The following is a 12,976-nucleotide window of genomic DNA, read 5'->3' as shown; positions in this document are numbered from 1 at the left end:
AGCGGACATTAGCGACCCCGCATAAAAAGCCGATCGAGATCCGCCATGGTCAGGCGCGTCCACGTCGGGCGGCCATGGTTGCACTGGCCGCTGCGTTCCGTGGCTTCCATATCACGCAGAAGCGCATTCATTTCGGTCAGACTTAATTGACGATTGGCGCGTACGGCACCGTGGCAGGCCATCGTGGCCATCAATTCATTGCGCTGCTCTTCTACCCGCCGCGTTTGACCATGAGTGAGCAGGTCCGACAGCACATCACGCACTAAAGCTTCTGCGCCAGCCTGCGCCAACAAGGACGGTACAGCCCGAATTAACAAGGTCTCTGGACCTACGCGCTGCAGGGCAATGCCCATTTCCGTGAGTGCTGCTTCACTGGTTTCCGCTAGATCGGCTTCACGCTGGCTAACCGCCAGACTAATCGGCACCAGCAGCGGTTGCGCCACGATGCCTTCACCACCCTGAGCACGCTTTAAACGCTCATACACGATGCGCTCGTGCGCCGCATGCATGTCCACAAGAACCAACCCCTCGGCATTTTGCGCCAAGATATAGACGCCATGAAGCTGCCCCAAGGCATAACCCAAGGGCGGCGGCCCTGCCTGATCATCCAACATAGCCATCGTTGGCGCGGTCGCGGGGGCACGCAGATACTCTGCAAAAGCTTCTCGCGCCGACCCGCCGGCACTCCAGTCCAACCCGGCCTGGTGAGTAGGCGCGGCATATTGAGGCATCTCGCCTGCCCGCACTGGGCTCACCGAACCCGATGCGCCCAGCCAGGCCCCCGCTGTCTCATGATGCACGGGCGCAGCATCCTGTGGACGCACACTCGCCAACGCACGATGCAAGCCCCGGTAAATAATGTCGTGAACACTGCGTTGCTCGCGAAAACGCACTTCGTGCTTTGTCGGATGCACATTCACATCGACCGCCGCCGGATCTATATCGAGATACAGCACAAATGCCGGATGACGCCCATGAAATAAAACATCCGCATAGGCCTGACGCACCGCATGCGAGACGGTTTTATCGCGAACATGGCGACCATTGACAAAAAAGTACTGGAGATCGGCTTGCGCACGCGAAAACGTTGGCAAGGCAATCCATCCGTGTAAATGAATTCCTGCCGACTCAATGGACACTGGCTGCGCTGCCGCGACAAAGGCCGGGCCACAGACCTGACTCAAGCGTCGCTTTAAGGACAGCTCATCGTGTGCTGGCTTGAGCTGCCAGAGCTGGCGCTGGTTATGACTCAGGCTAAAACTGACCTGCGGCGCCACCAAGGCCAGTCGGCGCACGGTTTCTTCTAAATGGCCGAATTCGGTGGTTTCACTGCGCAAAAACTTCCGGCGGGCGGGCGTATTAAAAAACAAATCGCGCACATCAACCGTCGTTCCGCGTGGATGGCGCGCGGGCTCGACCACCGCCGACATATCACGCCCTTCTGAGCGCACGGCCCAGCCCACACCCTCTTCCACTTGGCTAGAAGTGAGTGTGAGGCGAGACACCGAAGCTATCGAAGCTAAGGCCTCTCCGCGAAACCCTAAGGTGGCCACGGCTTCTAGATCGTCTAAATGATGGATTTTGCTGGTGGCATGACGCGCCAAGGCTAACGGCAAATCTTCCTTAGCAATGCCGTCGCCATCATCGCGAATACGCAGCCCCGCAATACCACCCTGCTCGACTTGAACATCAATGGCGCGTGCACCGGCATCAATGGCATTTTCAATTAGCTCTTTCGCCACCGAGGCGGGGCGCTCGACGACTTCACCCGCCGCTATCTGGTTAGCCAGGCGGGCATCAAGCAAATGAATACGGGCCACGCGGCAACCTCAGTTTTGATCGAAATAGGTGCCGGGCACCGGATACTGACGACAGAAATTGAGAATTCCATTGCCAATCTTTACTGCCAATTCGCGCTGATAGTCACTATCAGCTAAGCGTTGCTCTTCATCTGGATTCGAAATAAACCCCGTCTCAACCAGCAGCGACACCATGCCCGGCTCTTTTAAAACAGCAAAGCCGGCCTGCTCCACCCGTGGGCTGTGCAATTTGCCCACAAGCGGCTGCATTTCTCCCAAGATCATCCTGCCCATTTCCAAGCTGTGCTTGAGCGTGCCCTCAATCAACATGCCCGCTAAAACACCGGAGATATCGTCGCTCACAGCAACCGCACCACCGATTAAATCCGATTTATTTTCCTGCTCCGCTAACTGTTGGGCAAATCGGGAGGTTGCGCTGTTAGCTCCTTTTAACGACAACGCAAATACTGAAGCGCCATGCGCTTTACGGTTGGGCGCTGAATCCGCATGAATGGAGACAAAAATATCGGCACGGTGCACTTCACGGCCAATTTTGCGGCGCTGCTGCAGTGGAATATAAAAGTCACCATCGCGGGTGAGCTCTGCCTGAATACCGTCTTGGTTATTGAGATAATTCGCCAGCTCACGGGAAATCGCTAGGGTCACGCGCTTTTCATACGTACCCATACTGCCAATCGCGCCGGGATCTTCACCACCATGGCCAGGATCAATCGAGACGACGATTTTACGTCCACTGGATTTAAACAGGCCTGACAACCCACGCGAGGGTTTTTCCGGCAACTTAATTTCGGGCAATTTAGGCTCGGCGCGAACCGCGGCTTTGGCCTTCGCAGGAGGCACCACCTCAATGACGGTATTAGTATTCCGAGGCATCAGATCGATAACAAGGCGATGTTGGTATTGAGCGCTGGGGCTAAGCGCAAATACTTTGGCCTCTGCTTCTTGCTTTAAGTCCAGAATCAGTCGCGGCGTACGCGAGCTCGTATCCAAACGCATCGCTTCGAGAGCCCCTACTTGAGCGGGCCAGCGTGGCCCTTCTATCGTGGTATTAGCCCCTGGCAGCAAAATAATAATGCGACCCGGCGTACTGTCTTCGCTGACACGAAACTCAGTTGCTTTATCCAGCTCTAAAACCAGACGCGTACTGTCCTCACCGCTCCAAGAACGTACGCCGACAATCTGCGCCGCCAAGGCGCTCACAGACCATAAACAGAATGCCGAGACGAAAAGCCAACGCCCCCAACCTAACGCCTGCTTCATGCAAAAACTCTCATATAAATATCGTTAGCCGCACCAGACACAGCCGTGAGGCGTGCAACTCGTCCAGAGCCACTCTCCGTAACCTCTAGTGCAATCAACCAATCTGGTGACGGTAGCAACGGTTCGCCACGAACCGGCCACTCCACTAGCGCCAAAGCCTGAGGGTGAAAGTAATCTCTAAAGCCCATGAGCTCCAGCTCCTCTGGATCGAGTAGTCGGTACAAATCAAAGTGATAAACCGTGGTGTCCGGCAGCTCATAGGGCTCAACCAAGGTGTAGGTTGGACTTTTTACGGGACCCGTGTGCCCATATGCCTGCAAGATGCCTCGTGTCAGCGTTGTCTTCCCCGCACCTAAATCACCCTGCAGATAGACTACACCTGAGCCTGAAAATAGCTTGCCCAGCCTGTGCCCTAAGGCAACTGTCGCTTCAGCGTCTGCTAAATCAAATGTTTGAGATGACATCGACAAACTCACTTTAAAGCATCTTAGGGTTCAACAAGTGGCGCAAAGGCTGCCATAAATCGGAGGCCAGCATACCGCGCTGCCCCTGCTCAGCGGCCATATCACCGGCACGGGCATGCAAACTCACCGCCAGCGCCGCCGCCTCAAATACAGGCACATGCTGTGCCAACAACGCCGCAACCACGCCCGCCAAAATATCACCCATACCCGCCGTGGCCATGCCCGGATTACCCGCAGGGCATTGCCAACATTGCTTGCCGTCACTAATTAACGAGTCCGCACCCTTAAGGATGACGACCCCGCCATAACGCGATTGCAAGGCCTCAACCGCTGCTATTCGATCTTGCTGAATCGCTTGCACCGAACAGTTCAATAATCGAGCGGCTTCTCCCGGATGCGGCGTCAACACGCGTGCAGGATGTGGCTGCGGATTTTGTGCCAGCCAGCTCAAACCATCGGCATCTAATACCTGCTTTTCACCGGCCTCGGCCAGCGTAGGCCAAAGCTGCTGCGCCCATGCCCCCAGCCCCAGCCCAGGACCAACGACCACCACTCGCGCCCCACTCAGCAAGGGCTGCAAATCGCTGCGCTGAGCCACCGATTTCGCCATGAGTTCAGGCCGATGCAGCCATAACGTAGCCGCTGTTAGCGGAGCGCAAGCCACCTGCGTAACGCCTGCACCACACCGCAATGCCGTTTCTGCTGCCAGTAAAATGGCCCCGCTATAGCCGACATCGCCGCCCACCAAAAGCGTGGGTCCGAACTGCCCTTTATGGGCATCACGCGCACGGGGCTTCAGCCAGCACTGCGCTAAGTCAGCATGCAGCGCATCTGTGATCAGGATGGGGTTGGTCTTGGTGGTCATCCCCTAAGAATGGCAGAATGCGCGCCATGAGGCGACTCCCTGTACAGCAAGAAGCCAGCAATACGCTTAATTTTAACGAACTCGCCACCGACATTAAGCGCTGGGGGCGAGAGCTCGGCTTTCAACAAGTTGGCATTACCGACACCGATCTCGGCGAGCACCCTGAGCATCTGGCGAACTGGCTGGACAAGGGCTTTCAAGCCAATATGGAGTGGTTGCGCGAGCCCAAACGTGTCGACCCGGAAGCATTAATTCCAGGCACGAAACGCATCATTAGTTTGCGCATGGACTATTTGCCGGCCGAACCGCGCATCCATGAAATTCTGAATGACGGTAACCGAGCGTACTTGGCGCGTTATGCTCTGGGCCGCGACTACCACAAAATTATTCGCAAACGCCTACAACACCTAGCGGACCGCATTGTTGCAGCGGTGGGGCCTTTTGGTTATCGCGCGTTTGTCGACTCCGCCCCCGTGCTGGAAAAAGCGCTGGCCAGTCAAGCGGGACTCGGTTGGATGGGTAAGCACACGGTCATTTTGAACCGCAGCGCTGGCTCGTACTTTTTCCTGGGGGAGTTATTTACCGACTTACCGCTACCCGTGGATACGCCCGTCACGAATCATTGCGGCAGCTGCCAAGCCTGTATCGATGTTTGCCCCACCAAAGCCATTGTCGCGCCCTACACACTCGATGCCGGCAAATGCATTAGCTACTTAACGATTGAATACCGCGGCGTGATTCCTTTGGAATTAAGGCGAGCTATCGGTAACCGCATTTTTGGTTGCGATGATTGCCAGCTGGTTTGCCCGTGGAATCGCTACGCTCAAGCCAGTCAGGAGGCCGCCTTCACGCCCCGCCACGCCTTTGATGGCCCATCCCTGCTCGATCTTTGGGCTTGGGATGAAGCCACCTGGCTAAAGCAAACCGAAGGCATGCCCCTGCGCCGCATGAACTATCCCAGTTGGCTGAGGAATCTCTCGATCGCTTTGGGAAATGCGCCGCAGTCTGCGGAGATTTTGACTGCACTTAAGGCTCGCAAGCAGTCACTCGCGAACAGCGAGCAACTCGATGACGTGCTGGCCGAGCACCTAGACTGGGCGATCAATCAGCAACAACTTACTCTTCGCTAAAGCCAGGCAGCTTGAAGAAGTACTGACGGTAGTAGCGCAATTCTTCAATGGAGTCCTTCACGTCATCTAAGGCCAGGTGCGAGCTCTTCTTGGTGAATCGTTGCAACAGATCCGGGTACCAGCGACGCGCCAACTCTTTAACCGTGCTCACATCTAAATTACGGTAGTGAAAGAAAGACTCGAGCTTGGGCATGCTGCGATACAGAAAGCGGCGGTCCTGACAAATCGAGTTACCGCAAATCGGCGACTTTTTAGGGTCAACAAAACGACTCAAAAACTCCAGCGTCTGGGCCTCAGCGTCGGCCTCTGAAATGGTGCTGCGCCGAACGCGCGAGATCAGGCCTGAATTACCGTGCTGCGTGGTATTCCACTCATCCATGGCATTTAGCACGATGTCTTTTTGGTGAATGGCCAGCACTGGGCCTTCCGCCAAAATATTGAGATGCGCATCCGTCACGATGGTTGCAATCTCAATGATACGATCCGTGTCAGGGTTCAACCCGGTCATTTCCAAATCAATCCAGACCAGATTGCTCGCTTTGTTAATACTCATGAACACTCCCAGCACTCGCCATCAGTGGCACAATGGCCACAAGCATAGCAGACCGCGACAGCCCAGCCCGATAGGAATTGCATGAGTCAACGCCGCATTAGCCGCCAACAAGGTTTTCGAATTGATCGCATTCAATCGGAACGTATCGCGCGCGCAGAAAAACGTGAAGCAAAGGCTGATGCCTTGCTTGCGGGTGGCGAACTGGGTGCTGAGCAACGCGGCCGCGTGATTGCTCACTATGGTGTGCAACTCGCCATTGAGGCGCTGGAAGGCGACCTACAGGGTCAGCGCTTTCGCTGCCATCGACGCAGCAATATCGATGCCTTGGTCACCGGTGATCACGTGATTTGGCAACCCGCTGCCGATGGACTCACGGGCGTCATTACTGCGCTCATGCCCCGACACTCGGTGCTCGTACGTCCCGATCCTTACAACAAGCTCAAGCCGGTTGCGGCCAATATTGATCGCATTCTGCTGGTCATTGCTCCCGAGCCAACGCCCTCACCTGAGCTGATTGACCGCTACCTCATTGCCTGCGAAACCACCGGCATCCGTCCGGTCATTGTGTTAAATAAAGCCGATGTGATGACGCCAATACAGGCCAAAGAACTGGGCGCACTCCTCGAGAGTTTTGCAGCACTGGGTTACGAAACCCGCACGCTGTCGGCCCATGGCGACATGGGCGATCTGCATGCCTTAGTCGCACAACGCACCGTGGTTTTTGTCGGCCAGTCTGGCGTGGGCAAGTCCTCCCTTATTAATGCACTGCTACCGGATGTGAACCAAAAAGTGCATCAGCTTTCCACCGGCTCTAAGCTGGGCCAGCACACCACCACCACCGCGATCTGGTTCGATTTGCCGGCAGGTGGTGCGCTCATCGACTCGCCCGGCATTCGCGAATTTGGTGTTTGGCACATGGATCGTGAGCAGCTTTTATCAGGCTTTATTGAGTTCCAAGATCACTTAGGGCAATGTCGTTTCCGTAACTGCAAACATGCGCGGGAGCCCGGTTGCGCGCTCTTGCAGGCCGTTGAAGACGGTCATATCCAAGCACGCCGTTTGGCCAGCTTTCAACGTCTGATCAGTGAATTGGAAGCACGCTAACCGCAGGGTATACTCCGGCCTTTTCCGCCACTGCTTATTGAGTAAATCATGGATCGCGTTTTTGAGTTTATGGGTAACCACCCCATGCTGGTCAGCAGCTTTATCGCGCTGCTCATTGCCTTTGTTGTCACTGAGTCGCAACGTGGCGGCCGTCGCATTTCCGGCAATGAGCTATCTCGCTTGGTGAATCAACACGATGCGCGCGTCATTGATATCCGCAATGTTCAGGAATTTCGTGAAGGCCATATCACCGGCAGCATGAATGTTCCCTACAGCCAGGTCAGTGAAAAAGCAGCGGAACTGGTCAAGCTCGGCAAGCCCATTATTGTGGTCTGCGCCTTGGGTCAAGTCGCCAGTACGGCAGCTAAAACGCTGAAACTCGCCGGCGCGACTGACATTAGCTTTCTCGGTGATGGCATCTCAGGCTGGCGCCAACAAGGCCTACCCCTCGTCCGTTAATTCTGCGTGATCGCTGAGAGCAAACATGAACGATATTGTCATCTATACCACGCAGGTTTGCCCTTACTGTGTGCGCGCAAAACAATTGTTTCAGCGTAAAGGCCTGACCTATCGCGAAGTCGATGTAAGCTTCGATCAGGCCGAGCGCATGGCCTTGGTGGCTCGCACGAAGCAGCGCACCGTGCCACAAATTTTTATTAACGATCAACATATCGGCGGCTGTGATGACCTGTATGCGCTAGAGCGCAATGGTCAACTTGACGCCTTACTAAATACTTAACGCGAACCCCTAACGAGAATAACCATGTCCGACGCCGTACAGCCGCAATTTGCTCTGCAACGTATCTACTTAAAAGACAGCTCATTTGAAGTGCCAGGCGCGCCCCGCGTGTTTTTGCAGACCTGGAGCCCAGAAGTCAGCATCGAGCTCTCCACCGCGCACGAGCGTCTTGAAGATGGCAGCCATTATGAAGTCACACTCGGCCTGACTGTTACCGCCAAAAATGAAGGCCAGGTCGCCTTTTTGGTTGAAGTAAAGCAAGCCGGGATTTTTCAAGCTCAAGGCTTTGCCGAACCTGAACTCGGTCCCTTGCTAAACGCATACTGCCCGAACCTGCTCTTCCCTTATGCGCGTGAAGCGATTTCCGACATTGTCGGCAAGGGCAGCTTTCCACAGTTATTACTGCAGCCCATCAACTTCGATGCCGTTTACGCTGAGCGTCAGCGTCACGAAGCTGAAGAGGCCGCTGCCTCCACCGCTCACTAAGTGCTTCTGGCGCCAAGCTCAGCGGCCATTCACGAAGCCCGCTTGGCGCCATGCCTCATAGACCATAACAGCCACACTGTTTGATAAGTTCAAACTGCGACTATCTGCCTGCATGGGCAATCTTAGCCTGTGTGCTGAATCAAATTCAGCCAAGTAATGCGCTGACAAGCCTCGCGTCTCCGGCCCAAACACCAACACATCACCAGCCTGGAAGCTCGTCTCAAAGGCGGAGCTTGAACCTTTGGTGGTGATAGCAAACCAGCGCTGCTCACTTAAGGCCAGCCGAAGCGCCGACCAGTCATCGTGAATTTTGATCTGAGCCCATTCGTGGTAATCCAGACCAGCACGCTTTAGCTTGCTATCGTCCAGCTCAAAGCCCAGTGGCTTCACTAAATGCAGGCTAGCCCCCGTGTTAGCACACAAGCGAATGATATTGCCGGTATTTCCGGGGATTTCCGGCTCAAACAGAACCACATTCCACATTGCCTTACTCACTCAAATTGAACAAAAAACGATTCGTCTAGCGTCAACCTATCCCATGAACACCCGTTGATTAAGGCGTGATGATTAGTTGAGCATATCGATTATGGATCTTGTCGCGAACAGCGCTCTCGCCTATGGTGTGCGTTCTTTAAGTTCGACACCCAAAGTTATGACTGCACGCCGCCCCGCCCCGAACTCCATCGAGGTTTTTTTACGCGATGTGAGTCGACGCGCCCGTATGACGGCTGAGTTTGCCACGCGCGATCGCGATGTCGCGCAAGATATTGTGCAAGAAGCGATGCTGACACTGGTATCCAAGTACGGACAACACGACCCAGCCAGCTGGGGACCATTATTCCACCGTATTTTACACAGCCGATTAATGGATCACTTCCGCCGCGAAACACGGCGACGAAAATGGTTCACATTTTTGGAGTCTCCTGATGAAGAAGGCGTGGAAGATCCATGGCAACAGATTCCGGAAACCGTGGACCACAACCCCGTCACGCTGCTGCAGCGTGCCGACAACATGGATGTCGTTTTAGACGCCGTGAAAGAGCTGCCCATGCGCCAACAGCAAGCCTTTTTGCTGCGCGCCTGGGAAGGTTATGACACCGCGCAAACTGCTGAAATTATGGGTTGCGCCGAAGGCAGCGTGAAAACGCATTACTTCCGCGCGCTAAACAACATTCGGGCGAAGCTGGGTGCTATTGGCACCACGGCGGAGGATATGACATGAGCAACGAACTCACGTTGGATGACGCACGCCTCGCCGCGCGCGTTGCCGCCACATTAACCAAAGCCGCCAGCGAAGCGGATGCCGCATGGGAAGCCCGCGTCGCCGATATCGCCGCTGGTCGCCTTAAGCCGCCCACCCGCCCGCATCGCCTGCAATGGTCTGGTGGCCTCGCATTGGCAGCCAGTGTGACCTTTATGTTGGCCATGCCAGGCAGTTGGCTCATGAAGGCCAGCAGCAGCTCTCAAGCTGCCGTTCCCGCCGGTGTTGAAGGGCAAATGCTAGAAGAAATTGATTGGCTGATGGCCATGGAGGAAGCTGCCAGTGAAGGCCGTTAATGCGCTCCTTTGCCTAGCCGTTTGTGGCCTGCTGAGTAACTTTGCGGCAGCGGATGCCCCTGATTGGGATCGCCTGACGCCTGAGCATCAGCAGGTCTTAGCTGACTTTCAGTCGACTTGGGAGACACTGCCCAATGAACGTCGCGAAAAACTCTTGAAGCGTGCGGATAATTGGCAGCAGTTATCCCCAGATTGCCGAGAGGCTTTGCAAAACCGTTGGCGTGAGCTGCGTGAACTTCCACCTGAGGTTCGCAGCACATTGCGTGAGCGCTGGCAGAGCATGACGCCCTTGCAGCGTCGTGAGGCCATGCAAAACAGCCCGCATAAAGCACGCTGCCCAAAAGCTAACTAACGTCCACTTTTGCTGCTGGCAGGGAACGCCAGCACAGACTCACTCCTCCTCGTCGTCACCCGCCACGGTTAAACCCAACTCTTTAATTTTGCGCGTCAGCGTATTACGCCCCCAGCCTAAAACCACGGCGGCATCTCGACGGCGTCCGCCGGTATGCTGCAAGGCCTCAAGAATCAACACGCGCTCAAATGCAGGGCCCGCCGCATCCAACAAAGGCATGGTCGGAGAGTTTTGTAATGCCCGTTTTGCCCATTGCGCCAGCGATTGCTCCCAACCCGTAGAGATTAACTGCGGCTCTTGCTCGCCACCCGGCTGCAACTCCGGCGGCAGATCCGAGATCAGCACTTCGCGACTCGAGGCCATCACGGTGAGCCATCGGCAGGTGTTTTCTAGCTGACGGACATTGCCGGGCCAAGGCAGCTGCTGCAAATAACTGGCGGCCTCGGGCGTCAGTGACTTGGGATCTACTTGCAGCTCCCGAGCGGCACGCGTCATAAAGAATGCGGCCAAACGAGGGATATCTTCGCTGCGATCACGCAAGCGCGGGATGTGCACCCGAATCACATTGAGTCGATGAAACAAGTCCTCACGGAACTTGCCCTCTGCCACCAACTTCTCTAGGTTTTGATGCGTTGCCGCAATGATTCGAACATCGACACGGACCGGCACATGCCCGCCCACGCGATAGAATTCATTGTCGGCTAGCACCCGCAGTAATCGGGTTTGGGTATCGATGGGCATATCGCCAATCTCATCGAGAAAGAGTGAGCCGCCGTTGGCTTGCTCAAAGCGTCCGACGCGCTGAGTACTTGCGCCGGTGAACGCACCTTTTTCATGGCCAAAGAGCTCTGACTCCATGAGCTCCTTGGGAATTGCCGCCATATTCAGCGCAATAAAGGGTTTACGCGCTCGTGGCGAGTGCTGATGAAGCGCACCGGCAACCAGCTCTTTGCCGGTGCCCGATTCGCCATTAATCAAGACGGTGATATTGGAGTTGCTTAAACGGCCAATGGCACGAAAGACCTCCTGCATCGCCGGAGATTCGCCAATAATACCGGTGCTGCGTGCCGTCTCGGTAAGATCTGGCACCGCTTCGATCTGCTGCTCTTCATGGTGAGCAATTGCGCGCTTCACGAGGGCAACGGCCTCGTCCACATCAAAGGGCTTGGGCAGATACTCGAAGGCCCCACCTTGGTAAGACGCTACCGCTGAACTTAAGTCCGAGTGCGCTGTCATGATGATGACCGGCACATCAGGGAATCGATCGCGCACCTTGGCAAGAAAAATTAGCCCATCCATGCCCGGCATACGGATATCCGTCACAATTACTGCCGGCTGCTCGTCATCGAGCTGGTCCAGCGCGCTGCCGGCATCTTCAAAACACGTTGCCTTTAAACCTGCCTGAGTCAGGGCGCGCTCCAGAACCCAGCGAATGGCGCGATCATCATCGATAACCCATACCTGTTTCGTCATCATTTTTTGGCATCCAAAGGCAGAAAAATACTAAACGTGGTATCACCCGGCTTCGACTCACACTCGATCAGACCGTGGTATTGATGAATGATGTCCTGTGCAATCGACAGGCCAAGTCCGGAACCGCCGGCGCGGCCACTCACCATGGGGTAAAACATTGACTCCAAGAGATCACCGGGAATCCCGGGGCCGTTGTCACGAATATCTACCCTAAGCACCAAGCGATGGCGTTTGGCACCAATGGTGAATTGCCGCACCGGACGTGTCCGCAGGGTCAACGTGGGCTCACGATCACTGGGATTCTCGAGCAAGGCTTGTAAGGCATTACCGCCGATGTTGAGCATGGCCTGAATGATTTGATCAGGGTCCGCCACGATATCGGGCAATGACGGGTCATAATCGCGAATCAGCTGAACGCGACCATCAGCCTCGGCAGCCAGCAAACCCGCCACCCGCTCCAAGCACTCATGCACATTCATACTACGGATAGTGGGCAACCGCCGGGGGCCTAACATACGGTCCGCCAGTGAACGCAAGCGATCAGCCTCTTCAATGATGATGCGCGTGTATTCCTTCAGATCCGCCGAGGGCAGCTCACGCTCCAACAACTGGGCCGCGCCTCGAATGCCACCCAACGGGTTTTTAATTTCATGGGCAACCCCGCGAACCAGCGTCCGCGTGGCGCGATGACTGGCCAGCATGGCTTCTTCACGGGCAATACGCAGCAAGCGATCGCGCGGCTGTATCTCAATGAGCAGCTGTGTTTCCTCTTCGGGCGACTGCATGAGCGATACCGAATAATCCACCACGATATCGCGCAAACCAACGCGCAATAATGCCTCACGCTTAGTAAAGGGATGCCCACTGTGCAGGGTTTCTTGCAGGGCTTCCTCGGTGTTTTGGTGCGTCTCAACCAGTACATCTGACAAGGCTGCACCAATGGCACGGGTATGACTCACCGCCAGCAAGCTTTCGGCTGCCGGATTTAAATAGCGTAGGCGAAGCTGTGTGTCGCATAACAGCACCGCCGTACTGAGATTATCGAGCAAGCGTTTGGCGATTCGGGCTTGGTGCATGAAAGTCTCAGGAATAGACAACGTAATGGTGATTGCCTGCAAAAATTGCACCCATTCAGCGCAAATTGCTGGAATTGATGTCTCAGCGCCATCACGC

General features: G+C 55.5%; 16 protein-coding genes. 8 read left to right on the top strand and 8 right to left on the bottom strand.

Annotation, left to right across the window (positions count from 1 at the left end; translation table 11 throughout):
- Positions 1–8: 8 nt before the first annotated feature.
- Genes mutL through AC14IB_RS00700 form a run of 4 tightly spaced genes read right to left on the bottom strand, consistent with a single transcriptional unit; the run spans position 9 to position 4,409 of the window.
- Positions 9–1,820, bottom strand: a complete 1,812-nt coding sequence (gene mutL / locus AC14IB_RS00715) for a DNA mismatch repair endonuclease MutL (protein ID WP_484230095.1) — start codon at positions 1,818–1,820, stop codon at positions 9–11.
- 9 nt (positions 1,821–1,829) lie between these two features.
- The gene (locus AC14IB_RS00710) at positions 1,830–3,080 is read right to left on the bottom strand and encodes an N-acetylmuramoyl-L-alanine amidase (protein WP_484230094.1); all 1,251 of its coding nucleotides are present in this window, start codon (positions 3,078–3,080) and stop codon (positions 1,830–1,832) included.
- On the bottom strand, positions 3,077–3,544 hold the full coding sequence (gene tsaE / locus AC14IB_RS00705; protein WP_484230093.1) for a tRNA (adenosine(37)-N6)-threonylcarbamoyltransferase complex ATPase subunit type 1 TsaE: 468 nt from the start codon (positions 3,542–3,544) through the stop codon (positions 3,077–3,079). The genes AC14IB_RS00710 and tsaE overlap by 4 nt, the downstream gene beginning before the upstream one ends.
- A gap of 13 nt (positions 3,545–3,557) precedes the next feature.
- Positions 3,558–4,409 carry an NAD(P)H-hydrate dehydratase gene (locus AC14IB_RS00700; protein ID WP_484230092.1) on the bottom strand — a complete coding sequence of 284 codons (852 nt, stop codon included), beginning with the start codon at positions 4,407–4,409 and terminating at the stop codon, positions 3,558–3,560.
- Between the two features lie 26 nt (positions 4,410–4,435).
- Here AC14IB_RS00700 and queG point away from each other — a divergent pair, with 26 nt between their 5' ends.
- Positions 4,436–5,539, top strand: coding sequence for a tRNA epoxyqueuosine(34) reductase QueG (gene queG, locus AC14IB_RS00695; RefSeq protein ID WP_484230091.1), 1,104 nt, complete (start codon positions 4,436–4,438; stop codon positions 5,537–5,539).
- Here the strand turns inward: queG and orn are convergent.
- Positions 5,526–6,092, bottom strand: a complete 567-nt coding sequence (gene orn, locus AC14IB_RS00690) for an oligoribonuclease (RefSeq protein WP_068857543.1) — start codon at positions 6,090–6,092, stop codon at positions 5,526–5,528. The two genes, queG and orn, sit on opposite strands and share 14 nt — an antisense overlap.
- 81 nt (positions 6,093–6,173) lie before the next feature.
- On the opposite strand from orn, the gene rsgA reads away from it, so the two are divergent.
- The 4 genes from rsgA to secB are packed head-to-tail and all read left to right on the top strand — an operon-like array spanning position 6,174 to position 8,421.
- Positions 6,174–7,196: a small ribosomal subunit biogenesis GTPase RsgA gene (gene rsgA / locus AC14IB_RS00685; protein WP_484230090.1), complete on the top strand. Its 1,023-nt coding sequence runs from the start codon at positions 6,174–6,176 to the stop codon at positions 7,194–7,196.
- Positions 7,197–7,244: 48 nt separating this feature from the next.
- A complete protein-coding gene (locus AC14IB_RS00680) occupies positions 7,245–7,655 on the top strand; it encodes a rhodanese-like domain-containing protein (RefSeq protein WP_068857545.1) in 411 nt (136 codons plus the stop codon).
- Positions 7,656–7,680: 25 nt separating this feature from the next.
- A complete protein-coding gene (grxC, locus tag AC14IB_RS00675) occupies positions 7,681–7,935 on the top strand; it encodes a glutaredoxin 3 (RefSeq protein ID WP_484230089.1) in 255 nt (84 codons plus the stop codon).
- Positions 7,936–7,959: 24 nt separating this feature from the next.
- Positions 7,960–8,421, top strand: a complete 462-nt coding sequence (secB, locus tag AC14IB_RS00670) for a protein-export chaperone SecB (protein ID WP_484230088.1) — start codon at positions 7,960–7,962, stop codon at positions 8,419–8,421.
- A gap of 18 nt (positions 8,422–8,439) precedes the next feature.
- On the opposite strand, the gene AC14IB_RS00665 is transcribed toward secB, so the two are convergent.
- Positions 8,440–8,904 carry a tRNA (cytidine(34)-2'-O)-methyltransferase gene (locus tag AC14IB_RS00665; RefSeq protein ID WP_484230087.1) on the bottom strand — a complete coding sequence of 155 codons (465 nt, stop codon included), beginning with the start codon at positions 8,902–8,904 and terminating at the stop codon, positions 8,440–8,442.
- Between the two features lie 169 nt (positions 8,905–9,073).
- Here AC14IB_RS00665 and AC14IB_RS00660 point away from each other — a divergent pair, with 169 nt between their 5' ends.
- From AC14IB_RS00660 to AC14IB_RS00650, 3 genes are read left to right on the top strand one after another with little or no spacing between them, the layout of a single operon-like run.
- Positions 9,074–9,643, top strand: coding sequence for an RNA polymerase sigma factor (locus AC14IB_RS00660; RefSeq protein ID WP_484230086.1), 570 nt, complete (start codon positions 9,074–9,076; stop codon positions 9,641–9,643).
- Positions 9,640–9,978, top strand: coding sequence for a hypothetical protein (locus AC14IB_RS00655; protein WP_484230085.1), 339 nt, complete (start codon positions 9,640–9,642; stop codon positions 9,976–9,978). Before AC14IB_RS00660 ends, AC14IB_RS00655 begins: the two co-directional genes overlap by 4 nt.
- Complete coding sequence (locus AC14IB_RS00650) at positions 9,965–10,330, top strand: DUF3106 domain-containing protein (RefSeq protein WP_484230084.1); 366 nt, start codon at positions 9,965–9,967, stop codon at positions 10,328–10,330. Before AC14IB_RS00655 ends, AC14IB_RS00650 begins: the two co-directional genes overlap by 14 nt.
- A 39-nt stretch (positions 10,331–10,369) precedes the next feature.
- Here AC14IB_RS00650 and glnG read toward each other — a convergent pair whose 3' ends face one another.
- Together glnG and glnL are read right to left on the bottom strand one after the other, a co-directional pair.
- Positions 10,370–11,806, bottom strand: a complete 1,437-nt coding sequence (gene glnG / locus AC14IB_RS00645) for a nitrogen regulation protein NR(I) (protein WP_484230083.1) — start codon at positions 11,804–11,806, stop codon at positions 10,370–10,372.
- The gene (glnL, locus tag AC14IB_RS00640; protein WP_484230082.1) at positions 11,803–12,879 is read right to left on the bottom strand and encodes a nitrogen regulation protein NR(II); all 1,077 of its coding nucleotides are present in this window, start codon (positions 12,877–12,879) and stop codon (positions 11,803–11,805) included. Before glnL ends, glnG begins: the two co-directional genes overlap by 4 nt.
- Between the last annotated feature and the right edge of the window lie 97 nt (positions 12,880–12,976).

The organism is Perlucidibaca sp. (genome assembly GCF_057084925.1).
This window is presented reverse-complemented; position numbering and strand designations above follow the sequence as displayed.